Below are 26,868 nucleotides of genomic sequence, written 5' to 3'. Positions count from 1 at the left end.
TATTGAGATGACAAACAAAATATTATCCGATATTTATGGCCGGGGCTGGAAATTTCCGCTAGAGTTTTCTATTGAAACTGGAATAGCAATGGCAGAAGGCACCGAAAATGTTCGCCAAAGTATGAAGATCCTTTTTCTCACTGAACCCGGCGAACGAATTATGCGTGAAGATTATGGTTGTGGTCTAAATGATTATATGTTTGAAAATATCAGTGACGAATTGTTGTCGGATATTCAAACCCGTATTGAAGAGCGAGTACTGCGCTATGAACCTCGAGCAGAAATCACAGATATTCAAGTCAATCAGAAAACAGGCTCACCGAATACTCTACATATTCAAGTGACCTACTCCCTGAGAGGCAGCGGAATCAATCAACAACTTGAAGGTATCCTTGAGATCGGCGAAGGCCGGGTACAGGTGAGCTTATGAGCAAACAATTAATCATTGATGGTGACAGCCTGCTGTTCGACCCATTATTTGGCAACCGGCAGGTCACAATCCTGGGACCTGCGACCATCAAAGGCAGCGGGCACACAAAAATACAGGGCAAAAAAATCGCCATTGTGGGTGACGAAAAAAAGGTACAGCTCCAGGCGCAATATATTACCCCCACCCATCCGATACTCGGCATGGGTATGGTCACCATTGCCCAATTAGATGCCAGCCAACAGGTGAATTTTTGTCGCAGTCCTATCACAGTCATTGTTGCCGGACAGCAATTTACTGCCCGTTTTACCCCGACACAACCGGCGAATAACCCATCAACCGGGCCTGATGTGACAACACCAAGTATGGGAAAAGGCCGTTTTATTGCCAGTCAATATGCTATCAATGCCGGATAAAAAAACCTTCAACCTTATTTCTAAATAACAACGAACTCCTGAAAATATATCAGGGATATAGCCTAATAACAGGTGGTATAATATGGGACTCACCGAATTAGAAAATAAACTTGCTGCTATCGTACCAGATACAGATTTTAAACTTGATGAAAGAAGTACGCTGGATATTTTAAACTGGCTTAAAGAATACGCTGAAAAAATTCCTTTCGGTCAAGATAAAAATAAGTTCTGGGACAGTTTCTACTTTATTCAGGAAAATAATCCTGAAAAACTAGCGGATATTTATCAAAATGTGAATAAAGCAAAGGGCTTTTTACCGGCACATCAAGCTTTTGTCCTGGCTTTTTTAAAACTATTAGAAACAACCAAAGTATTATTCAACACCTTCCCTGCGCGGCATCGTGATCTTTATTACCGGGAATTATTGGGTCTAAAACCCAGAAGTGCCCAAGCGGATAGCGTTGCTTTAGGCATTACCCTAAATACAGACAATCCAGAATACCTTATCCCTAAAGGAACCCTCTTTGATGCCGGGCAGGACAGTGCCGGAAACCCATTACAATATGCATCAGATGCAGATTTACTGGCGAACCAAGGAAAACTGACCGATCTGCGTTGGTATCGGAAAGATAACGATGGCTGGCAATCTGCAATGCCCCTTAATCTTTCAGATAACATTAAATTACCTGAAAACGGTATTAAGCTTTTTAGCCCAACCCTCAACGATACCCCGGTTTTGTCTGGTTATCTAATTACCTCCTCTTTATTTGCTATGTCAAAAGGAGAACGTAGTATTAAGATAACGCTAGCAAATGAATGGATAGGTAATCCTAACAACATTACTGCTCAGATCAGTTCTGGAAAACATTGGATTTCATTATTAGTAAAAAAAGAAAATGTTAGTGGTATCAATTATCTTAAACTGTGCTTATCAGCTAAAGATGCTCCTATCAGCTCACCAGACAATCTTGATAATATGACGTTTGATCTACCGGTCTTAAAACTGAGCACCACTCAAGGAATTATTCTACCCAAGATTACAGGTATTGAGATCAATATTAATGGCAACCACAATGTGCTATATGCCTCTGATGACGGTATTGAACAAACAAATGCTACCAGTTTCCCTTTTGGTCAATCACCATCGTCAGGTTCTGGTTTTAATTTAGTGGCTCCTGAATGGTATGGTTCTAAAGAAGCAACACTTACTCTTACTCCTCAATGGGTTGGATTGCCTACAGATGATTTCGAAACATGGTATGACACATACGATCCTAAACCTGACAATAATGACGTATTTAAAGTACAAGGTTATTTAGTCACTTCTCAAAAAACGAAAGACGTACTCAATGGAAATGAGGCTCAAGCATTATTTCGTGAAGATACAAAACCACAAGGAAAAAGCCTAACGTTTACCTTACCTGCAATGGATTACTCCTTTGCAGACAACCCATCGCCCAATGACTGGCCGGCATCAATACGTATAGAATTGTCTGGACAGGATTTTATGCACTCTCAATATAAGCAATCTTCAGAAGGTAAAAAGTTACCCTATACTCCACAAATCAGCGAGCTAAAAATTGAATTCAAAGCAAAAGTTAAAGCCGAACAATATTCCGTTTATTCCCTAACTCCTTTTGGCTGGGACAAAGCAAATACAGAAACACTATCATTGATCAATGACACATTTTATTTAGGTTTTACCGATGTATTACCAGGACAAACTTTATCTCTGTACTGGCAGTTAGAAGGTCTTAAAGAACTACCTTTATCCTGGTCTTATCTGAATAAAAATAACACCTGGCAACCATTAACTCAGCCAATTCACGACAAAACCCGCAATCTATTTGATAAGGGGGGTTGGAGTACCCTATTACCTCAGGATGCTTCAAATCAAACATCTCAAATGCCGAGGGGGCGGTACTGGCTGAAAGCACAAATGGCACCACAAACGAATCAGGTAACACTGACCGACCTGCGTTGGTATTGGAAAGATGATGATAGCTGGAAATCTGCAACGCCTCTTAGCCTTTCAGATAACATTAAATTACCAGCAAACGGTATTCAGATTTTTAGCCCAACAGCTAATGATATTCCTGTTCTGTCCGGTTACCTAATTACTTCGTCTTTATTTACCTTATTAAAGGAAAAGAACAATATCACATTAATTCTGGCAAGCAGTTGGAATGGGGATCCTAATAACATCACCGCTAAAATCAGCTCGGGAGATCACTGGCTAACTCTGTCAGTCGAATATATCAGTAATCCCCCTAGCCTTAAGCTGCAATCACCCGATGATAATACTGATCTCATTAGCTCCCCTATTGGCTTGGATAATATGACGTTTGATGCACCAGTATTAAAATTAGCAACCGCTCAGGATCCCATTCTGCCCAAGGTTATTAATTTCAGCGTTAACAGTAACAGTGTGCTCCCTGCCTCTGAGGGAGAAAGTATTACTCGTTTCCCCTTTGGCCAATCGCCGTCGCTGAATTCCAAGTTTAATCTTCGTTTAATTGGTCCCAAATGGTACAGCACTAAATCTAAAGAGCTTAAATATAGTACAGAACTCACTATTACTCCCCAATGGATTAATTTACCCACAGAGAACTTTTCACAGTGGTATCAAGGATATGAGTCTAAACCTACCGATAATAGAGCATTTAAAGTAGAGTGTCATTTACTCTCGTCTGAGTCAAGTTATACACTCTATGAACAGTCGTTATTCGATGGAGAGGGTGCACCACAAGGAAAAAGCATGTCTTTTATTTTATTTGAAAATAATTTTTACCATGGAAACAACACTGTATCAATACATATAATACCGGTTGAAAAAGACTTTATGCATTCTCAATACAAGCAAAATCCCAACAATAAAAAACCACCCTATACCCCGGAAATCAGTGGATTACAAATTGAATTCAGTGCTAAACCTACAGACCAGCAATTCTTCATTTATCCCTTGACGCCTTTTGGCTGGGATAATGCAAATGAAAATATAACGTCATTAGCACATGATGCATTTTATTTAGGCTTTACCGATGTATCACCCGGGCAAACTTTATCTCTGTATTGGCAGTTAAAGGGCCTTAAAAAACTCCCCTTGTATTGGTTCTATCTGGATCAACGCAATACTTGGAAATCATTAAATAGATCGAGTCACGACCAAACACACAACCTATTTGAATCAGAGAGCCAAAGTATCCGATTACCAGAGGATGCTTCAAACCAAGCATCCCAAATGCCGAGGGGACGGTACTGGTTGAAAGCGCAAATAGAACGGGAGAAAAAGCAAATAAAGATAGCCCCTCCTGATTATTATCCAAGAATTAAAGGACTGTTGTACAATGCCATAACCGCCACGTTAATCAACACAGAAACCGTTGAGCAAGATCACCTTATCAACAAATTGGCTGCCGACAGCATTAAACAACCGGTCAATGCATCTGTTGCCATCAGTGAAGTGACTCAACCCTGGGCATCCTGGAACGGTCGCCCAAAAGAAACAGAGCAAGCATTCCTCACGCGGATTCCAGCCCGGCTCTCTCATCGTAACCGAGCGCTCAGCTGGAGTGATATTGTCACCTTACTAAAAGAGAATTTTGTCAGCTTATTTGATGTCAAACATCCTTCGGCCAGTGAATTAACTAAGATTCCTGCACCAGAAAAGCGACAATTAATCGTCATCCCTGATAACCGCTATAAAGATAACGATGATTCACTCCGTCCAGAATTGAATCAAGCCCGATTAACTGAGATGGTCAAATGGTTAGATCGATTAAGCAGCCCCTGGACAACCATTGAAATTAAGAATCCCACTTACATTAACATCCTGATTAACTATCAACTGGTATTTGCGCCAGGCGTTAACCCCGATTACGGCCATCATCAGTTACAACAGGAACTGAGCCGGAACTATATGCCATGGGGAAAAAATACGGCTATCGGAGTAACACCAGGTAACCACATTGATTACTACCAACTATTAGCCACTATTCAGCAATCACCTCTGGTTGAACGGGTTACTGACTTAACTTTGAAAAAAGAGAGCCATTCCACTGATATCGTGCGTGAAAGTATAGAAGCTAACGATAATGAAGTACTGATTTTAATCTGGCCATAAAAAACGTCCCCAAGCTAAGGAGTTGACAAATGAATAATCAAGATAACCTATTTCTCGTTGTTAAAAACGATATTACCTTTGATACCTTACTTGCCCAAGCAAAAGCCGTTATTGAACAACAGTCCGGCCAATGCTGGAATGATACAGGTGAGAATGATCCCGGAATCACTTTATTAGAAGCTTGTTGTTATGGTGCATCCGATCTGGCCTACCGCCATTCGCTGCCACTTCGAGATCTTCTTACCCTAGAAGAAAATAAGCAAAAATCCGGCGACGGTATTTTTCCACAGGAATTTGGCCCACAACAAATGTTGACTTGTGGCCCGGTTACCGCAGAAGATTATCGTCGGGCGTTGTTAGATTTGCGTAGTAATGACACCGTTAATGGTTATTTCTTCTTTATTGATGCACTATTGATCCATGAACCTAGCGATCAACGTTATAAATACTGGTATAATAAAAAAGAACGTAAATACAGTTTTACTCAAAACCGATACAGCAACAATCAACAATTAACACTGAGAGGAAACTACTGGCTTTATTTAATCCCTAGCCGGGAAACTGAAAATGATAAAACGCAGGCTCAGAAAAATCTGGAGGATTTTCTGAAAGACAACCGTAATTTGGGAGAGTCGGTCAGTAAAATTATTTGGCTGGAACCCATTGATCTGAAATTGCAAATTGATATTCAGCTTGATGATGATGCCAAAGATATCGCTGATATATTCGCTAAAGTTTATATGACAACGGAACAAATGGTACTTGAAAGACCATTACGCTATACCACACAGGACATGATTGAAAAAGGTTACAATAATGAACAGATATTTGAAGGCCCTTATTTACGTCACGGTTGGATACCGAAATTACCACAAACCAAAGATTATACCCACCCTACAGTATTAAATCTAAGCCCTCTGGTTAACCAGTTACTGGCTATCAAAGGGGTAAAAAACGTTACCCAATTCACGTTAGGTGAGCACGATGAAAAAATTTCTAAGTTATCAAATGATAATTGGTCCTGGGAAATCAAGCTGGGATACTACCCCAGACTATGGGGAGAAGACCCATTAGAATCGATTATCTTACCAAACAGCCCACTTACCATTACCACCAAAGGCGGAGTAAAAGCTGTCGTTACCAAACAGCAAGTAGAAGAAAAGATCATTGCCGACCCTCTAATTGATACAAAACCAGAATTATTAAACTGGGGAAAACATCGTAAAGTTCTGGATTACTATCCGGTGAGTAATAAATTACCCGCTTGTTATGAATTACAGGCCAATCCTCATCAACAGGTACAGTTACATCAATTTATGCTGCCTTTTGAACAAATGCTGGCTAATGGCTGTGCCGAACTCGCTTTACTACCAAAATTATTAGCATTTAAACAACGGGAAGATATTGTCCATGGCGCTCAATTGCCTTTTAAGACCAATACAGTAAGTCAAAAAATTTATCAGAATATAGAATCTAATTTAAAAGAAAAAATCGATAGTGACTCTCAAATCGATAATAAAGGTGACAATCAAAACTATAAAAAAGAGCTGAAAATTCTAGATTATCTGTTGAGATATTTTGGGGTTCAGCGTGCAACCATACCAATAAAACCAAACTTAAAAGATACAGATTATAAAGATTTTCTATCTACCCAGCGCGAATATTTGGCTCAACAACCTGATCTAGCCTATCAACGTAATAATATTCGTATTGATAAAGTATCAGCCCTTCAGAAACGTATTGCTGCCCGTCTTGGCCTAGGAGGAGAGTGTTTCAGTGAAAAGCCGAAGCTGGATAAACTCCCCTTTTACCTGATTGAGCATCGTCAGCTCTTACCGGTAAAACCTGATGAAAAATTTAATGAAAACCAGACTCCTACTAATCTAGAAATTCAAGATGATCAAGTAAAGATCACTCAAAGTGATACAGAAAACCAGATAAAACAAGGTCAGGTGATTAACCTTACTTTTAACGAATCCGACGAATATGGAGATCTCACAGAATTCACATTACTGAATCAAATGATCACTGAGGTAGCAGGGAATACATTCACCCTTAACATCAATAATAGCAGCGATCTGAAGGACAATAAGGACAAAATAAAAGCAGCATTTGACCAAGATAAACTGAACTGGTGCAATAGTCCAGTATGGATGGAAGATATGGATTATCAGCTGGATTATGCCAGTGAACCTCCATCTCACAACACAGAAAATGAACGCTGGATTACCATCAGTGACCAAAGCCACTTCCCTTCAATGATCGAAAAGAATGACGAAATCACACTGACAATAAAGTTTGATTATAAACTTAGTACACACATAGAAAAACTTGATCGTAGTAAGAGACAGATATTGCTTAGAAGGAAACCAGATTCGAAAAATAATTTTCCACCAAAGGAAATATCATCGCTCTATTTCTGGTATATCGATCGCTTAGATGGAGAAAATGAACTGGTTTATTCCGATGAAACTTCCTCACATAGTGAAAAAGATGAATGCTGGATTACTGTTAACGATGAAATCTACTTCCAGAATATACTTAATAACATTAAAGATAATAAAGAAGTCACACTGAAAATTAAATCTGATGACAAACTTAATACATACATAGAGGAGTTTAATCATGAGAATAAACAGATATTACTCAAAAGAAAGAAAAGTTCAAAAAATCACTTTCCATTAAAAGAAACAGCATCGCTCTATTTCTTGAAAGGTAATTACTCACAAGAAAAAAATGAACTGATTTATGCCAGTGAACCTCCCTCAAAAAACAGTGAAAAAGATGAATACTGGATTACCATCAGCAACGAAGTGCATTTTAAAAGAATATTTGAATCCTCTATATTGACAATTACATTTGATTACAAACTCATTATAGGAATAAAAGAATTTAATAAAGATAAAAGTAAAATATTAATTGAAAAAAAACCAGGCTCAAAATATAATTTCCCAAAGAATGAAGAAGCATCGATGTATTTATGGCACATCGATGAATATGACCGTGGCATTGAACTAGTCTACGCCGATGAATCTTTTGAAAATAGTAAAAAAGATGAATGCTGGATTACTATCAGTGACAAAGATTCTTTCAAAATAATATATGACGACAGAATTAAAGAAATCACACTGAAATTTAAGCCTGATTACAAACTTAAGGCGTACATAAAGAAACTTGATTATGATAATAAACGGATGTTGCTTAGAAGGAAACCAGACTCTAAAAGCAATTTCCCACAAAAAGAAATAGTATCGCTCTATTCCTGGAGTATATTCGACCCCCGCGAAGAAAATAAATTAGTTTATGCCAGTGATACTACTTCAGATAGTGAAGAAGATGAATGCTGGATTACCATCGATGATGAAGAATACTTAGGAGAAATATCCAGGTATTATAAAGAAAAAAGAGAAGTAATACTAGATATTAGATCTGATTACACACTTAGTACACAAATAGAAAAATTTGATCCTATTAAAAGACATATATTGCTTAAAAAAGAGTCAGACTCAACAAATAATTTTCCCAAAAAAGAAGTAGCATCGCTTTACCGCTGGCACTTATCCGGCAAAAGATATGCCCAAGCTGACCATTTTTCATTTGTGGTCAGTGTGGTGCTAAATCGCGAACTTATTGGGAGTGGCCCAGTCGATCTTTACAAACTAGAATCCTGGGTGAAATCTGGGATTTTAGCCGAATTACCTGCTCATATCTCATTAGTTATTCATTGGTTGTCACCGGAAGATTTCAAGAAATTTGCCACCACTTATAAGCTTTGGCAAAATAACGGCGCTCCATTAGGGGATCAAGCGTATAAAATTTTAGAAACACTAACTCTGGGAAAACAACCGTCTGCTTCAGCAGATACATCCACCCTCTTTGCTCCACCACCAGCAGAATGAAAATCACCAACAACATACTGATTTAATTTATATTTATAATATTGATCACAATGTTCCATCAGGATAAATAATGCTATTTTATTCGTAGATAATAAATTTTATATTCAGATTTCTTCATATTTAATTAAAAAGGAAATATTAATATGGTCTCGGAGCCAAATCTGTTAAACCGGATTATCATTACTATTGAAGCTCATAACGAACAGGCAGCTAAAAAAGTATTGCATGGCTCCCTGCTTAATCAAGCCAGTATGAAAAAACTCATCAATTCATGTTTTAATCAATATACTATTAATAAGAATACCTATTTGGAGACAATAACCCTGAATCTTGGAGAAATAAATTTACATGACTTTAATTCACTATTCCCTGATCGGCTCAATGTTGCTTTAAATAAAGCATTGAGCCAATATCAGATAAATAATCAAACTGATGCCGAAGATTTTATTTACTACTTACAGCAGAAAGACGCTACATCAAACCCAATGGAGGCAATAAAGAATAGTAAAATTACTGATATCAATATTAAGCAAATTATAAATCAATTAACTCAGATACAAAACGAATGGACACTATTATTGGCAAAAAGCTGCTTATCTGAACACAGTCTGCAAAAACTTCTGGCTATCAGTCAACCGGCTTTATTAACCGCCATTAATCGTAAGTTATCAGAAAAAATAAACAAACCACAACATCAGGAGGAGCTTGTCTCCTCCGAACAACTGATATTCAATGCACTGGAATATATACAACGGCATAATACACAGGAAATACCTAAACCCGATGCAAAAATTATCTCTCGCATCATAACTGAACTTAATAAGGGTACTTTTAATACAGCACCTATTATTGCGTTATTTCGTCAAGTTATCGCTCACAATTCCCCACTGAATGAGTGGCTGGAACAATTCTGGCAAACAAAACCAATTTCACAGTTATGTAAAAAACATCTGTCAATTGAAGAATACCAATATCTGTCGAAATACTTTATTACAACGGGAGGAAGCAACCACAACCCACTTCGACCTAATAACAAGCCACACTCTGAACCAACTTTATTACCTGAACAAGCCCTGCCATATCAGGTGAGTAATGCGGGGATATTGGTTCTTTGGCCAATATTACCCGCATTGTTTAATCGACTTGGTTTGCTTGAAAAGCAAAAATTTATCCATCGTCAAGCCCAGTTCAGCGCGGTTGATCTCCTCGATTATCTCATTTGGGGAGCCGAAGAAACACAAACAGAACGAAAAACACTAAATCGCGTTCTGTGTGGGCTAACGACCAATGAAGATACGGAATCATTCCCTGTTGAACCAGAGACACGATTGATAGCAGATCAATGGCTGGACACGATTATCAGACAACTTCCCAGTTGGAAAAAGTTAAGCCGCAATGATGCCCGCCAGTTATTTTTACAACGACCAGGTGAATTGCTGGTCGATAAACAGGAAATCAAAATTACGGTACAACATGAGCCATTTGATGCGCTATTAACCGATTGGCCTTGGCCGCTCAATATCGCAAAACTTCCCTGGTTGGATCGCCCTTTACGGATCGACTGGCAAAACATTTAAAAGGTTTATATGAACTTTCCTCTAACAAATAACCACTGTATGGCAGCAGAGTTACATTGGATTTATCCTCATTTGGAACGTATTGATCTGCTATTACAACGCTACTATTACCAAAAGGGAAATTGGTACGATTCCTTACCAGAAAGTTTTTTACTGACCGAAGATGAAATAGAGCAACGTTTGATAAAACCATTAGGCATTCCCCATTGGTTAAAACAGAATGATATTATTAATCATGAGGCAACAGAGAATAAATCTATTTCCGGTACATTATCATTGCTGATAAAGCGTTTTGAACTTACCGAATTTGAGTGTAATGTCTTACTACTAGGTTTATTGCCACATTTTGACAGCCGTTATCATGCACTATTTGCTGTTCTGCACGGTAACAGTAAAAAACAGTGGCCCAGTTTTGCTTTAGCGATTGAATTATTTAGCCAACGCCAAAGTGATTGGCAATTACTGCAAAACAGCTTTTTACCGCAAACTCCGTTAATTAGTCACCATTTATTACGACTCAATAACCAAGAGGAACCCATTTGGCTACAAACTCAATTTTTGACTCACAATGCAGTCTGGCATTTTCTATCAGGTCAGCGAGTCATTCTACCTCCCTTGATAATTTGTGCTTACTGGTGTCACCCTGCCCTACACACTCGGTATCCGCAAATTCTTTATCATTCACTTGAAAAGATATTATTAAATGAAACGGACGAAATACGCCCGCTGGTGATACTCAGAGGAAAACAGGATAGCGCCAGAGAACTGACAGTGAGTAATATTATGGCATTTCATGGCATCAATACCTTAACCCTCGATTTAGCCCGTTTGCCAGACGAAGAGAACACCACCGCAATATCTGACCTGCTAACAGGCGTAATAAGAGAAGCCAGACTACACGATGCCTGCTTATTAATTCGCAACTTTTCTTTACTGGCAGAGGAAAAGAAAATATTACACAACGAATTATCCGCCCTGTTGAATCAACCAAAATTGAAAGTGGTTTGTTTGGCAGAACCGGGGGATTCATTAGTGTGGATTAAACATCTGCCAATGGTGCAAATTGAGATGCCGATCGCTACTTTGGCGGATAAGCAAGCCATGTTGAAAGAAAATCTGCCGGATAATGTCATTCAGGAAATGGATATTACTCAGCTATGTCAACGTTTTTCATTTACACCGGAAACATTACCGCTAATTCTTACAGAAGCTTATCAATACCAGGCCCTGCGACAACCGGAAGGCCAATTGGAAGAAGCGGATTTGCGTAAAGCATTAAGTTTCCGCGCTCAACAAAATTTCGGTAAATTAGCCCAGCGAATAACCCCAAAGCGCAATTTTAATGATTTAGTAATTTCAGCGGGATTAACTCAACAACTGAAAGAAATCATTGCCGCCATTAATTACCGTGACCAAATATTAAACGCGGGTTTTCAGGAAAAAATAGGTTATGGCACTGGTATTAGCGCCCTATTTTATGGTGAGTCAGGGACCGGAAAAACGATGGCCGCAGAAGTGATTGCCGGGCATCTTGGTGTTGATCTGATTAAAGTAGATCTTTCTACCGTTGTGAATAAATACATCGGTGAAACCGAGAAGAATATATCTCGTATTTTCGATCTGGCAGAATCGGATTCCGGTGTGCTGTTTTTCGATGAAGCAGATGCCTTATTCGGCAAACGTAGTGAAACCAAAGATGCTCAGGATAGACATGCCAATATTGAAGTTTCTTATTTATTACAACGACTGGAAAATTATCCGGGATTAGTGATTTTAGCCACCAATAATCGCAGTCATTTAGACAGTGCTTTTAATCGCCGTTTTACCTTTATTTCTCATTTTACTTACCCCGATGAAGTATTACGCAAAGAGATGTGGCAAGCAATCTGGCCTGAAAAACTCAATTTATCAGACGAACTTGATTTTGAGTATTTGTCTAAACAAACAGATCTGACTGGAGCTAATATCAGAAACATTGCCTTATTATCATCAATATTAGCCGAAAATGATAACGGTGAAAGGATTGAAAATAAACATATAGAGCGGGCAGTGATGCTTGAATTAAATAAAACTGGCCGACTATTTTTTTAAACATTCAATAAGATTGGAGTCGATATGACAGATATAACTAACCTTAACAATGCTATTGTTGAAGTTAATAAAGCATTAGATGAAATTTTATCTAAATGTTTAAACACTTCTAAACAAGAACCTAAACAGAAGTCTGAACAGAAGTCTGAACAGAAGTCTGAACAGAAACCTGAACAGAAACCTGAACAGAAACCTGAACAGAAACCTGAACAGAAACCTGAACAGAAAATTGATATCCGTTTTGATCTACCAGAAGTTAACTCAATTCCTTCAAAGCCTACGGTAAGTGTATTTCTTTATGATATACATGAAGATCTACAATTACGTTCTGCCGAATCAAGACGTTATGACCCTAAGAATAATCTATTACTACCTGGATGGGTAAATATTAATTATAACTATTTAATTACTTATTGGCATCCAATCCAACCATCAAGTGATAGTTCTAACCCGGATAGCAAGCCTGATAATCAGGCTGCGCGAGTCATGACAGGTATTTTGAACGCATTGATCAACAACCGTCAATTATCTAAAATTCCTGGAGCATATACCCGAGTTATTCCACCGCAAGAAAATCTAAATAGTTTGGGTAACTTTTGGCAAGCGCTCGGCAATCGCCCTCTCCTTTCTTTATTGTATTCAATTACAGCTCCGGTAAGACTACTAAATAACAAAGACTTTGTAAAACCAATCAGCCAAATATCCGCTTCTGTAGATCAAAAATCAAGTTTGGACAGTGCACAAATAAATCAGGCCCTGTCAGATAAATTGTGTGCAGATTTAGGTGGCACCGAAGATGTGCGTCTTGCCCTTGCTAAAGTAAGTCTGACAACCCAACCCGATATGGATAAGAATGGAGGGCAGGAAAATGAAAACGTTATTCTTGAAGTTTCTGGCATGACCAGCTCAACTTATTTACAGAAAATAAAAGATAATGTTGCGGAGTGGAAAAACAATCAAGGTGCAATTATTGAAATAAATGGCACAGGAATTATTATATCTGAAGAAAATTACGATCAATTAATTGAGGTTTAAGATTGTTATTTATTCAACCAAAATGATAAATCACTATTAGGGATCTGGGAAGCATATTTAAAGCAATTAATTAAATTATTTCCAAACCAAATCAACAAGTTAAAGCATATAGAATTATGATGTAGAATAAAATTATTGAATTAGAGATAATCCATAACTATACTTTTTATCTGAAATATATTTCTTACTTCAAACTAATAGGTAGGTAATAATATGAGCTTTAAATATAAAGGAAAAACAAAGCAAAAAACACCCTCATCACAGTCAAAGAATATGACTAATCATGAAAGCAATTCATTAGAATTAGAACTCAATGCAGCGCCAAGAGACAAGGGAGCTGACCATATCATGGAAGGAATCAATCCAAATGGGCCTACTTCCGTAAATCATAATGAATTACCTGCTGACACTCAGCTATCTCAGATAGCTATGCTGGGTAGCCATGATGCAGGGACCTATGCCTACAGCAGAAAAAGAAATGGAACAGCCAGTAGTTTAGGGGCGGTATTCCCCTTTGCATTTAAAACCCAAAATAGGAGTTTGAAAGAACAGGCAGAAGCGGGGACGAGATATTTCGATATTCGCGTAGCGCGGAACAAAAATGGCTCATTTAGCTTTTTCCATGGCCCCAGTATTGCGGCCGGCGATGCCATTGCCGATGTTAAGGAATTATTGAATCATGCAGCAAAAGATACCAATAATTTTTATCTCATCAAATTTGTATTTAAAGGAGAAGGCAAGAAAAAGAACACCGCTTCTGGAACGCCGGCTTCAGATATATTTTTGGAGCAGGTACTCAACGGTCACCATGCTAATCTTATTACCAGTAATGATACACCGAGTTTAAGCAAAGCAACGGTTGATTTATTGAGTAAAGGAAAAAACATCGGGATTATGGTGCATGGTTATAGCGGAACTGAGTCACATTGGGTCTACAAAGAACAAGTTCACACAAAGTGGGCTAATCAAGCGAACGCAAGGGCTACAGCCGATTTCCTGAGTGAGTTTCATGCAAACCCTGCGCCTGAAGATCAACTTAATGTTATTCAGACGAACATGCCGGTGGCTTCTATTGGACGTGGGCAATTGACTTTAGGGGTAAAAAGTTATCTATCCAGAAATAATACCGTTTTGGCCGATGCGGTTGAAAAGATCCCTCATGCTGGAATAATCAGTGCTGATTATATAGGTAACACTCATAGTGCAACCTCAAGCTTTATAGAGACGATTGAATCACATAATCGACGCCTAATGAGGACGAACTAATAAGGTAAGAAAATTGGGTATGAAAGGCAGCCTAATACACTCGCTTCCCCGCCCTATAATATCTCGCCTAACATACCTCTTGCCAAAAATTAATAGGTGGTAATATGGAACACAGCAGATACAGTGAAAATATCAGGCATTCGAAAAACAGAGAAAAAAAACACTCAATGCAGTTAGGGAATTCTATCGAAGATGATGAGGACATATATAGAAACCCATTTGGGTTGGGACTGGATTTACTCTTTGGGCCAAAATTAAGAACAGGAAATGATCGAGATATACAAGGTGCACAATCTTTTATTTCATCACTCCCGGAACAAAGCCAATCTATCGCCAGACCGATAGCAATGGCCGATATATTAAGTGAAAGTGCACTGGCTTCACAACCCATTATTACTGATTTAATTAACCCGCAAAAAATAGCCATGTCAGAAGGAGTAAGAGATATTTTAAATAACAAAAAAGGAGGTGGCGACCTGGTGTTCAAAGCACTACAAGTCACCCCGTCAGGTTCAACTTCTTCATTCAACGCATTAAAAATTGTCGATACCTGGCAAGGTGAAATGCCGGATAACAAAACATCTATCCTGGCTTATTGGGTGCCACAAGGAGGATATGTTGATATCCCGGCACAACCCGATCTCAGTCGTCATCCACAGCATGTATTTACCCCAGGTTTCAGTGGATGTTCATTTGTTATCGATAAAATGAATACAGATACTCTTCGGGTTCGGCACATACAAGGTGATAAAGAAGACGTCGAATATAATAATCTTGATATTGATCACGGAATGGGTATGGTTGCAGCAATGGAATTCCGCGATTATGGGTATCACGAAACAGCTAATAGCGAGGTTGTTAAAAATACCTATGGTTCTGCATTCTTAAAATTTAATCCAGAAGAAAAACAATGGCAACTTCACTATCAGAAACTGGCGGCAGCTCCTAATATCATGGCAATAGAATCTAAACCTGGTGGGTTATTCAGCAAACCTTCAATTAATGCAAAAACTTTCATATCCAAAGATATGAAAGTTACTGGATATACTAAGAAAAATATCCAATAAATAATCAGATGGTTGGTATTGGTTGATATTGAAAACTTGGAGCCATTGCGTATAGGATATTAACGTACAGCACCTAACGACCCATAAGTTGGAACATAAACTCCCGACATCGATATCACAGAAAAATACCTCGCAATATTTACCATGCTGATTATTTTATAAAACTTAAGAAACCGATAAATATAAAAACCCGCACTGATAGCTGATGGAAACGAATTACCTATTGGATTGACTCATAAATTCCAGCTATAGAAATTAGTGTTGTCTAATATAATTTTTTATCATAAATGGTTGATATGAAATATGAAAAAATATGAAATGTTAACATTAAGACGCGATCTCGAGTCACTAGGTTATAGAAAAAAGAACAACCCATTCTTATGGGAACAAGATAAGGATACTGTTCATGAGAGTCTTTCCAATGAATTCCCTAACAATCGAAGGAATAAGAATTATCTTAATGATCTGGCAGAGTATTGCTGGTTAGTTTATCGTAAGGCCCTTTTATCAAAGGGACCAATGCTAATTGGTCGAGCTAATGATCTTTGGCAAGAAAAATGGCTTAAGCCACTTGGGCTCGGTCGAGGAATAAATGAAAATTTATGGAACCAAAACGCCCACGGAAATATGCTGGTAATAGACAAATGGTCTGGTGTAATAAATGATTGTTGGGTACTTGGTGGTATTCATAGGCATGCAGATTTTCATCTAATGTCAACAGCAGCCCCTGCTAATTTATGGAATCACGAAGATAGCTACCACGTAGTTACAGCGAGAGAAATATTAGGTCTTCTCAATTTTGGATATAAACGAGAAAAACGAGGGGGACAAGTGATTTATACATGTAAAAATTATTCTTCTGCCGATAGAGCGGCTCTTCTCCCCTATAATATTTTAATGAAAAATGCAATAGGACAGGGACCGTCTTCAATTACAAAACTCATTTTTGAACAAGTGACAGGTTTTAACGAGGAAATTAGAGCGTTCGATTATTCTAGCTTAAAACATGCAAATAAGGGGGTTTAGATAAGGGATGCAATCGCAAAAAATTTTACCTTTTCACCTATCAGGACAATCACCAAATCAAGGAACATAAAATGATATCCACCTTCGACCCGACCGTATATGCCGGTACTCCTACAGTCAATGTATTGGATAACCGAGGGCTGACTGTACGGGAAATCGCTTTTCACCGAGCCAACGCTGGCGACAATGCCGATATACAGATTACCCATCATCAGTATGATTCACGCGGAAATCGCTCTCAAAGTCTCGATCCGCGTTTATATGATCTGATGCAAACAGATAATACAGTGCAACCCAATTTCCACTGGCAGTACGATCTCATCGGCACGGTACTGCGCACGATAAGCGCCGATGCCGGATGTACCGTGACATTGAGAGATATTGAAACTCGCCCGGTTCTGAACATAAACGCAATAGGTGTGACGCAAACCTGGCAATACGAAGACAGCTCATTGCCTGGCCGCCTGCTGTCAATCAGTGAACAATCCGCTGATGAAAAAGTCCCTCGTGTTATCGAACGTTTTATCTGGGCTGGGCATTCCTTGGCACAAAAGAACCTTAATCTGGCGGGTCAGTATATACGTCACTATGACACCGCCGGGCTGAATCAACGCAGTAGCTTATCTCTGACCGGTACGCTCCTATCCCAGTCACTGCAATTGCTGAAAGATGATCAGATTCCTGACTGGTGTGGTGATAACAAGTCAGTCTGGCAGAGCAAACTGGAAAATGAGATTTACATCACAGAAAACACCGCTGATGCCACCGGCGCCCCTTTGACACAAATTGATGCCAAAGGAAATAAGCAGCGTCTGGCGTACAATGTCACCGGACAACTGGAAGGTCGCTGGTTAACGCTCAAAGGACAATCGGAGCAAGTCATCATCAGATCCCTATCCTATTCGGCAGCAGGCCAGAAAATAGATGAAGAACACGGTAACGGCGTAGTGACGCAATACACTTATGAGCCGGAAACCCAGCGATTAATCCATATCATCACCCAGCGCACCAAAAAGCACCCCTTTAAGGAAAAATTACTACAGGATTTACTCTATGAATATGATCCGGTGGGTAATATGGTCAGTATCTTTAATCAGGCAAAATCAGCCCACTTCTGGCGCAATCAGAAAGTGGTCCCCAAGAACACTTACAGCTATGATTCTCTATACCAACTTATCCAGTCTACCGGCCACGAGATGGCTAACATTGGTCAACAAAACAACCAAATGCCTACACCTCTCATTCCTCTTCCCTCTGATGACAAAATCTATACCAAATACATCCGTACCTACAGTTATGACCGAGGCAATAACCTAACGAAAATCCAGCATAATGCACCAGCAAGTCGTAATATTTATACGACAGAAATAACAGTATCTAACCGCAGCAACCGAGCCATACTGAGTCAAAGCGCACTGACACCGGAAGATGTGGATGCTCAATTCGATGCAGGCGGGTATCAGCTAGCGTTGCAAAAGGGACAAGACTTAAGCTGGAACCAGAGAGGTGAATTACAACAGGTCACAACGATCAGCCGTAACAATAGCACGGCTGATAAGGAATGGTACCGCTATAGCGCAAATGCAATGCGGGTGCTGAAAGTCAATGAACAACAGACAAGTAACAGTACACAGCAACAACGGGTGGTTTACCTGCCCGGACTGGAGCTGCGGACAACAAAATCAGGCACAAAAACAACCGAAAACCTGCAAGTGATCACTATTGGAAAAGCAGGACACGCACAAGTACGGGCACTGCTCTGGGAAAAAGTCAATCCCGGTGATACAGCCAGGGATCAGATACGTTACAGTTATGACAATCTGATTGGCAGCAGCGTGCTGGAGCTGGACGCCAAAAGCAGAATTATCAGCCGCGAAGAATATTACCCATACGGGGGCACAGCAGTATGGGCAGCCAGGAAACAGATTGAGGCGGATTATAAAACCATCAGATATTCAGGCAAGGAACAGGATAAAACTGGGTTGTATTACTACCGATACCGCTATTATCAACCATGGATCGGCAGATGGTTAAGTGCCGATCCGGCAGGAACCGTGGACGGATTGAACCTGTATCAAATGGTCAGGAATAACCCAATTCGTTATCAGGATGAATCGGGCACAAATGCACATGATAAGGCTCAGGCCGCCTTTAAAGAAGGCAAGAAAATAGCCATTAATCAACTAAAAACAGCCAGTAGCTTTTTGAAAAACAGTAAAAACAATGAAAGCGCCCTTGAAATCTACAAGATATTTTTCGGTAGCCATCAGGAGGTTGATCAACTCCCGCAATGGAAGAAACGTATTGACAGCGTTATGCATGGGCTAGACAAATTAAAAACCACGAAACATATTAATTATCAAAAAGATAAATCAGGTTCATCCAGTACTGTTGCCGATTTGGATGTTGAGGAGTATAAAAAACGGTCAGAAAGAAAAAATGCCTATGTCAATGTGTATTCTGATGCACTGAAAAGAGTCTATGAAGATCCGCTATTAGGAAGTGAACATGTCGCCCATATCGCTATTCACGAACTATCTCATGGTGTATTGCACACACAAGATCATAAGTATATTGGTGTTCTATCCCACCCAGGTTCACACGACTTAACCGATTTACTCAGTATTTTGATGCCACCGGCCAATGAGCAGGATAAAACAGAGAAACAACGTCGTGCCACTGGCTCAAGAAAAGCGCTAGAAAATGCAGATTCATTTACCCTATCAGTACGATATTTGTATTACACCGCACAAGATCCCAATTTCTTATTGTCTCTTCGCAGAGAACACCAAGAGTTCAGTCATAAAAGAGTTGATCGATTGATTGTTACTCCCCCCAAACGGACCAAAGCACAGCCAGGATAATGTCCATCAATCAAGGATAAAAATTATTCTTTCAAACAAAAATCTCTGGCAAACATTGTCAGAGATTTTTTTTATCAACGTAAATAGAACCGCTTGATCCCTACGCGGCACTCGATTCACTGTCTTAACGCTATATATTTAATTTTATACCTAGTACAATTTATTGTATAAAAAATAATAATTTTTCTATATGGGGAAAGTAAAATATAAAAAAATGTGGCCTATTCCATATATTCTAAAATAAAATGCAAATTCCGTACCATTTAGCTCAAAGCTCACATTATGATAGGCATACCTATACCAAGGAGATAACCTATCATGTCAACAAACCCAACCTATCGGGTGGCCGCAGTTCAAGCCGCCCCCATTTTTCTCGACCTGGAAGCGACTGTTACAAAAACTATCGCATTAATTGAGTCAGCAGCCGGCAATGGCGCTAAATTGATTGCTTTTCCTGAAACCTGGATACCTGGCTATCCGTGGTTCATCTGGCTGGATTCTCCCCTCTGGGGCATGCAATTCCTCAAGCAATATCACAACAATTCATTAGTTCTCGATAGTCAGCAATATCAAAGAATTGAGCAGGCCGCCGCCGATAATCATATTATGGTGGTGCTCGGTTTCAGTGAAAAAGATAAAGGCAGTCTTTACATCTCCCAATCTATTATCGACCAAACAGGTAAGACGTTACTGGCACGAAGAAAATTAAAACCCACTCATGTGGAAAGAACGATCTTTGGTGAAGGTGATGGTAGTGGTTTAAATGTTATTGAGACCTCTCTTGGTAAAGTTGGTGCCCTAAACTGTTGGGAACATATCCAACCTTTATCAAAATACGCCATGTTTGCTCAGGATGAACAAATCCATATTGGTTCCTGGCCAAGTTTTTCCATCTATAAAGGGCGCGTTCATGGCCTGTCAGGTGAAATGAATACCGCTGTCAGTAGTGTATATGCACTGGAAGGCCAATGTTTCTTCATTGGTGCCTGTGCCCTGGTTTCACCAGAAATGATTGATATGCTCTGCCAGACCGAAACACATAAATCTCTGCTTGAGATAGGTGGAGGCTATGCCTGTATTTATGGACCAGATGGCAAACAACTCGCTAAGCCACTGTCTCCTAACGAAGAAGGATTACTGTACGCAGATATCGATCTGAATGAGATTACCTTAGCAAAATCGGTTGCAGACCCCGCCGGACACTATTCACGACCCGATGTAACCTGTCTTCTTTTAGATAAAACCCGACGACTGCCGGCTATTATCAAAGAAACCGAATGGTGTGACAGCGAAGTTTGCATTGAAAAGGAAACGCTCAATAAACAGTCGGAAGAAAAACCTGATGACATCAATATAAATACCAACCAGAAACAAATAAAATAATTTTATAAATTTATTTTCAGCCGCGCAGTAGTCATTCAGTTGCACCAATCCCTGAACACGCGGCTGAAATGCGTTAGATCATGCCATATCAGATACTTGTTTCTTAGTACCGTCTTCTTTAACGCCTGTTCTTTCATCCCGCTTCTCCTGCCTCATTTATATCTAATTAATTACAAAGGATTTTTTAACTCATCCTATCATTTCAGTCATCAGATAAATCGCTAAAACTAACCTGAGTCCTACTTGCTGTTCACTCAATACAGAGGCTTCATTAAGACTCTTATCATAAAAAATAATAAATAAATACTTATATATAATTAAACAAATTAATAATTTCCACTTACATTAATTAGTATTTTAAATTAATTCATGTTGATTATAATTGACTAACTTGATTAATGCGATTTTAAGGTTATGGATAATATTTAATTATCAATAGTAACCAATATAAATCAGATCAATGCGGTAATGATTCAGTTAACACTGATGATTATCCCCATTCATCCTTCCATTAATTTGGTAAATGCAGTGAAACAAAATTGTAAAAAATATATGACAACATTGAAGTTCTTATTTTTCATCTATAAATATAATCAACTAGGAGGATTATATGTCACATTCCGATTATGATATTGAAAATACCAATAGTAATGCACCCTATGCAAAAGGAGAAAATAACAGCATTTTATCTCCAGTAGCAGAATCTTCATCCTGGAATCAGCGTTATCCTGATCAAGAAGAAACAGAACATGCTGTAGTCCAGGGAAAATATTGGGAATACCCGCGTAATAGTCATGAAGATTGCAAAGATAATAAATGTAATAAGAATAGCGATGAAGTATTTATCTCTCTATTAAAAGGTAATCAAAATTACCCAACTTGGATCACATCCGATATTAAATCAACGAGCCTATATATAGTTGAAAATCTATTTTCTTATCGTCACTATTCACCTGAATTCCAAAATTCTTTAAAAGAGAAGTTGAGCATTGTTTTTGACAAATATTCAGAAATAAAATACTCAGATTTACTGCATACAATAAATAATATCCTTAACCTTATTTTTATCAAAGATTATAAGAAAACAGATAGCGATGCAGCGATAAATACTCTACTGGCAAAGATGGAGATTATTAACAAACTAGAAAATCTGCATAAAGATGAAGTCACCACAGATAAAGTCAAAATAGATATATGGGAAGAATTAGGTATCAATCCCGAAGAGCCTTTACTGAAAATATATCGCGAGGCATTTTCTACAGGCGATATCGATGATGAAGTCTATTCAGATGCACTGCTAACTTTTATGTCAGATGGCAATATAGAGTTAAGCGATAAAGAAAAATCAGATTATAACCAACGAATTAAGGACAAAGAAGATATTTTCAAATCGTATAAACAAGGAATTGAAAAGGTAGCGAAGCTAATTACCTCAACTAATATTAACCCAGGCATACCCATTATTCACACGGAAACAAATCAAAGTATTAACATTGGCGATGATATATTATTAGCCCAATTAGCCAAAGAAGAGATAGCACTAAAAAACCAACATCGTGCCGAATATAACCAGGAAGATATTTTTGAACTGCAAACACTACAAGCAGCGAAATATCATTTATTAGTTTTATCTTCGTTAGGTGCCCTACTTTATCAAATTGCACCTAAAGTAGGAAAAATGATTAAAGGTCATGGTGATTATCGCGATGTTATTTTCGCCCAAGATCAGGCTGAGTTATTATTCAAGAAACATAATATTCAATATGATACAGATCATATTCTTACTCAAGAATCAAAACATATTGATATGGAAGGCTGTATTATTTTAACAGCAGCAATCATTTATCGAATGAGAAAAGAGAATGCTAATGTGGAACAGGCAGTTAATTACTCCACATTAGAAACAATAAAATTATTTGAAAATGACAAGAGAAAACTTAACCCTTTCAATAAAAACAATGTCAAGCCAGCAGGCTACTTTTCTTTTATCGATTTCAAAAAGAGAGATAAATTTGATTCACAATACAATTTCAATGAACAATTTAATGTTTACAAAAACCAATACAGTCATTATGAATCCATTTCACTCAGTAAGTTAATACTCTCATCTCCTGCTGCGAAATTAACTGTCGAAGAAATTATTAACCCACCAGAAGAAGCTTTTCTCTATTCAGTCGAAAAGGGTATGGGAAATGTTGCCATGATAAAAATGTATCAGGGTAATTGGTTGGTTGTTTCAACCATACAAGGGGGCGTGAAAGCAAAAAAATATACCCAACAGCAGGTTGATAGTCATCCCACCTTACGTGCCATGTCTAAACCCAATGCCTTATTTTTAATTGAGCTAAAAATGGAAATAGGCATCGGCATATTAATGCCAAATATGATGGTCAATACGGGGAAAAGGCTTTTTCCGATTGGCTATGAACGTTCTAACACTCTGATTGGTTTGTCAGAAACAAACAGATATAAATACTCTTATGACGCATTTTGGAATGATTATTATGGTATAACGTCAGGAATGAATGTAGGAATAAGTTTCACCGGTTCACCTAAATTTAATTTTTATAAAGAAGAGAACTTACTTTCTGTTGCCACAACAATAATACAGCAAGGTTTAAACGATATTGCAATAAAAAGTAAACAGGCGCTGGATATTACCTCTGGTTGGCATATAGCAGCAACCATTCTTATTCCTTTCTATAATGTTATCTATAAATCAACAACCGATAGCGAATATAAATTAACGGGAGAAGATGTTGGTTCAATTATCTTTGATACCGCAAATGTACTATTAGTTGTTGCCACTTTAGGCATGTCACTGACTGAATCAATGGCTGCAAAAGTAACACAAACGACATTACGCCTCAGACAAGCAGGTCTGTCCGGGAGAGCGTTAATTCAAGCTGTCATCAGAACATTACCAGAGCATGGCATAATCACCTTACGCCAATCTTCCAGTATTATACTCGGTGGATTAATTGATTTAATCGAACCTTTACCTATTAGATCAACACTGACCTTAACTTACCGTGGAGTCATAAGCGCAGTTGGTGCCATGAGAAATAGTATTAAGCTTGAGAAGAGTTTCGCCGATATTTTTGGCAAAAGTGCCAAAGGATTAGGTAAACTTAAAGATGAATGGAAAATCAGTCATCTTCCACTCGACGGAATAGTACCTCATTCAAATGAAGGAATATATAAAGGGATTTATTCAATACGCCCTGCTAATGCAGAAGCAGCCGTTAAACAGAGCTACTATATAAAAGAATCTGGTGCTAATTATCAAGTCAAATGGGATGAAGCAAATCACACCTGGCGTGTCGTTAACCCGGCTTACCCCGAACAATTTAGTTACTGGCCTGCGGTTAAATTAGATAAAAATGGGCATTGGATGACTCATGCCGATGTATCTAATAAATTTCTTATCCTGGAGCAAAGTAAAAAAATAGATCAGGAACTTGAAGCAGCACGCAGTAATATTAAAAACGATAAGATATTAGATGCATTTATTCATATCAATACCGCATTCAAAAATTGTGAAATATATGATATCGATAAGCTATCAGATATTACTGACACATTAACCCATTTTTTCGAAAAATCTCTCAAACTTGGAGATAACACAGCTCTACTCAGCACAGAGATAGCAGATATCCAGCAAGCTTGGATCCGTGAAGTTATCTTACCATTACAAAACAATTCGAGTATTTCGATTGAAAAAATTAATGCTATCAAAACCGAACTTCCTTATTTACTAAAAGAAGTATTTTCCTTTGAAAATCAAATACCCAACCAAGAAGAGATAAATAGAATTGCCCTTGCCATCGAGAAAATACCGTTCACACCGATACCAAAATATACCTCAGGTAATATCTCAAGAACGGCTCAATATACATCGATAGAGAGTAAGAGTGTTGATATTCCTCCTGTCGGGATCACAATAACAGGCAATGAACTATTTATTAATCAAGTCACCCATGCACTAGACGAAATAGACCAAATACCATCTGGAAATATCGTTATTCAGGAACTTGAAAAACAGGGTTTAAATATACAGCCTCCGACAATGAGTGCCATTGTACGCGAAAAAGATGGGCAATTTTATGCCAGAAACAGTGCCGGTAGCAGTATCGCCTTTGATCCAGATAATCATCTGATTGGCATGGAAGAAAAAATTACCGAGGAACCTTGGCGCTCTCGTGAACCCGCTATTGCCTTATATCATGAGATGTTACATATCTATTATAATCGTTACCCAACATGGTTTACTTCTATCGATAATAAAATAATTGATAAGAAAGTCAGTGGTGGTCTTTCTGCACTGGAAGAATCACGTATTGTGGGAACACAATATTACGTCAACGATGAAAATACGTTATTTAATTTCAGTAATTCTGATTATTTACTGGAGAATAATTCAGCCTTGTTAACGGAAAATAGATTCAGAGCAGAATATGCCATATTTAAAGGCAAAAATGAGTATATTATTCGACCTTATTCTGGCAAGGGCGATAATCAAATTCCACTGACAAACATCAAAATAAACATCAATGAATCACACCGAAATGTCATGGGCGTGGGTGATGGAAAACCTGAAAAAATGCCCAATGAATCGGCAACTGATTACCGAAACAGAGTGAGAGAATGGAGGAAAGCCAATAAGAAACCAGAAACAGATATTGGAACTGGCGATATGAGAAAGACAAAAGCTCAAGCCAGAATTGGACATTTACAAAAAGATTATCCTCAATTTGAACCGCAAAAAATTGAGCTTGGTGGTGCATTTCAATTATGGACAGTACCTAATAAACCTGCGAATAAATTGATGTTAAGTTCACACGGATATTTCTTCTCTGATAGTGCAACTACGCAAGTCCCCGCAGGGAAAACGCTCCAATTTTTTGGTCCGCACGGTAAGACATTATTGGAAGCACCAGAAAATCCATTGAACTCTCCCTTTGATGTTACATTGGGTAATAGCGGCTTTACTGTACAACCTTATGCAACAATTGAAGCAGGGAATACAGCAAGTCTGGCTAAGGTAAAAATAGGTGATAAAACTTTTACCGTAAATGATATTCAGAATATGACTGCTAATGATGTTGAAAATTATCAGCTTGCTACCGGAGTGGAAGCCAATACATCAAATCATGGCAGGGCCAGAAATTATGGTATCAAATATTATGAAAAAATGCCGGATGAAGAAGTTAAAGCGGCAATATGGAAAAACAGAGCAGACGATACGACGATCAATAAATATGATGCACTCGTAGTTAGCCCTGAAGCAGGAAACCGTAAAAAACTGTCCGATATTTTTGCCCTGATGAAATCAGACAAGACAATGGCAAAGTATGACGAAATTACCTTTGTTGCCTGTCGTGAAGAATTGAACAGAATAAACATGAAATCAGTGCATGATACTGGGCTTGGCGGTGGTTATGAACCCACGTTGGAACCAACGGTGAGCCTTTCACGCCGGCGACGGGAGGCGACATTCACCCTCGACGGAGCAATTATTTATTCTGTTATTACGGTAAATTTACATCATAATCTCACAACAGAAAAAATCGTCGGTATCGCCCCTTTCTTATTTATAGATAATTAAAACGTACCTTTACATCATCTGAAATACCAAACTAAGGCGGGGAACCCCTCCCCGCCTTATTTATACCAGATAGACAATAGTACACT

General features: G+C 38.5%; 13 protein-coding genes. All 13 read left to right on the top strand.

The genetic code is table 11. The annotated features are described in order from the left end of the window. The first annotated feature begins 7 nt into the window (after positions 1–7). The 13 genes from PTE_RS12600 to PTE_RS12540 all read left to right on the top strand — a co-directional run bounded on the left by PTE_RS12600 (position 8) and on the right by PTE_RS12540 (position 26,782). Positions 8–430 (top strand): GPW/gp25 family protein, encoded by a 423-nt coding sequence (locus PTE_RS12600; protein WP_036847033.1) that lies wholly within the window; start codon positions 8–10, stop codon positions 428–430. Further along, positions 427–843: a hypothetical protein gene (locus tag PTE_RS12595; RefSeq protein ID WP_036847030.1), complete on the top strand. Its 417-nt coding sequence runs from the start codon at positions 427–429 to the stop codon at positions 841–843. The genes PTE_RS12600 and PTE_RS12595 overlap by 4 nt, the downstream gene beginning before the upstream one ends. An 82-nt stretch (positions 844–925) precedes the next feature. Then, positions 926–4,966, top strand: a complete 4,041-nt coding sequence (locus PTE_RS12590) for a baseplate J/gp47 family protein (RefSeq protein WP_036847027.1) — start codon at positions 926–928, stop codon at positions 4,964–4,966. 29 nt (positions 4,967–4,995) lie between these two features. Next, complete coding sequence (locus PTE_RS27005; protein WP_051477392.1) at positions 4,996–8,865, top strand: hypothetical protein; 3,870 nt, start codon at positions 4,996–4,998, stop codon at positions 8,863–8,865. Positions 8,866–9,008: 143 nt separating this feature from the next. Next, positions 9,009–10,442: a contractile injection system tape measure protein gene (locus tag PTE_RS12580; protein WP_036847024.1), complete on the top strand. Its 1,434-nt coding sequence runs from the start codon at positions 9,009–9,011 to the stop codon at positions 10,440–10,442. Positions 10,443–10,451: 9 nt separating this feature from the next. Then, positions 10,452–12,533: an ATP-binding protein gene (locus PTE_RS12575; RefSeq protein ID WP_036847021.1), complete on the top strand. Its 2,082-nt coding sequence runs from the start codon at positions 10,452–10,454 to the stop codon at positions 12,531–12,533. A gap of 24 nt (positions 12,534–12,557) precedes the next feature. Further along, the gene (locus tag PTE_RS12570) at positions 12,558–13,568 is read left to right on the top strand and encodes a Pvc16 family protein (RefSeq protein ID WP_036847017.1); all 1,011 of its coding nucleotides are present in this window, start codon (positions 12,558–12,560) and stop codon (positions 13,566–13,568) included. Between the two features lie 213 nt (positions 13,569–13,781). Then, the gene (locus tag PTE_RS12565) at positions 13,782–14,834 is read left to right on the top strand and encodes a PI-PLC domain-containing protein (RefSeq protein ID WP_036847014.1); all 1,053 of its coding nucleotides are present in this window, start codon (positions 13,782–13,784) and stop codon (positions 14,832–14,834) included. Positions 14,835–14,938: 104 nt separating this feature from the next. Beyond that, positions 14,939–15,901 carry a hypothetical protein gene (locus tag PTE_RS22870; RefSeq protein ID WP_051477391.1) on the top strand — a complete coding sequence of 321 codons (963 nt, stop codon included), beginning with the start codon at positions 14,939–14,941 and terminating at the stop codon, positions 15,899–15,901. Positions 15,902–16,204: 303 nt separating this feature from the next. Beyond that, positions 16,205–16,927 (top strand): hypothetical protein, encoded by a 723-nt coding sequence (locus PTE_RS12555; protein ID WP_036847011.1) that lies wholly within the window; start codon positions 16,205–16,207, stop codon positions 16,925–16,927. A 71-nt stretch (positions 16,928–16,998) separates the two neighbouring features. Continuing rightward, complete coding sequence (locus PTE_RS12550) at positions 16,999–19,791, top strand: RHS repeat-associated core domain-containing protein (RefSeq protein WP_036847008.1); 2,793 nt, start codon at positions 16,999–17,001, stop codon at positions 19,789–19,791. 318 nt (positions 19,792–20,109) lie between these two features. Then, the gene (locus tag PTE_RS12545; RefSeq protein WP_036847005.1) at positions 20,110–21,174 is read left to right on the top strand and encodes a carbon-nitrogen hydrolase family protein; all 1,065 of its coding nucleotides are present in this window, start codon (positions 20,110–20,112) and stop codon (positions 21,172–21,174) included. 610 nt (positions 21,175–21,784) lie between these two features. Next, complete coding sequence (locus tag PTE_RS12540; RefSeq protein ID WP_081738220.1) at positions 21,785–26,782, top strand: putative adhesin; 4,998 nt, start codon at positions 21,785–21,787, stop codon at positions 26,780–26,782. The last annotated feature ends 86 nt before the right edge of the window (positions 26,783–26,868 follow it).

It is taken from the genome of Photorhabdus khanii NC19, assembly GCF_000517265.1.
Lineage (GTDB): Bacteria > Pseudomonadota > Gammaproteobacteria > Enterobacterales > Enterobacteriaceae > Photorhabdus > Photorhabdus khanii.
This window is presented reverse-complemented; position numbering and strand designations above follow the sequence as displayed.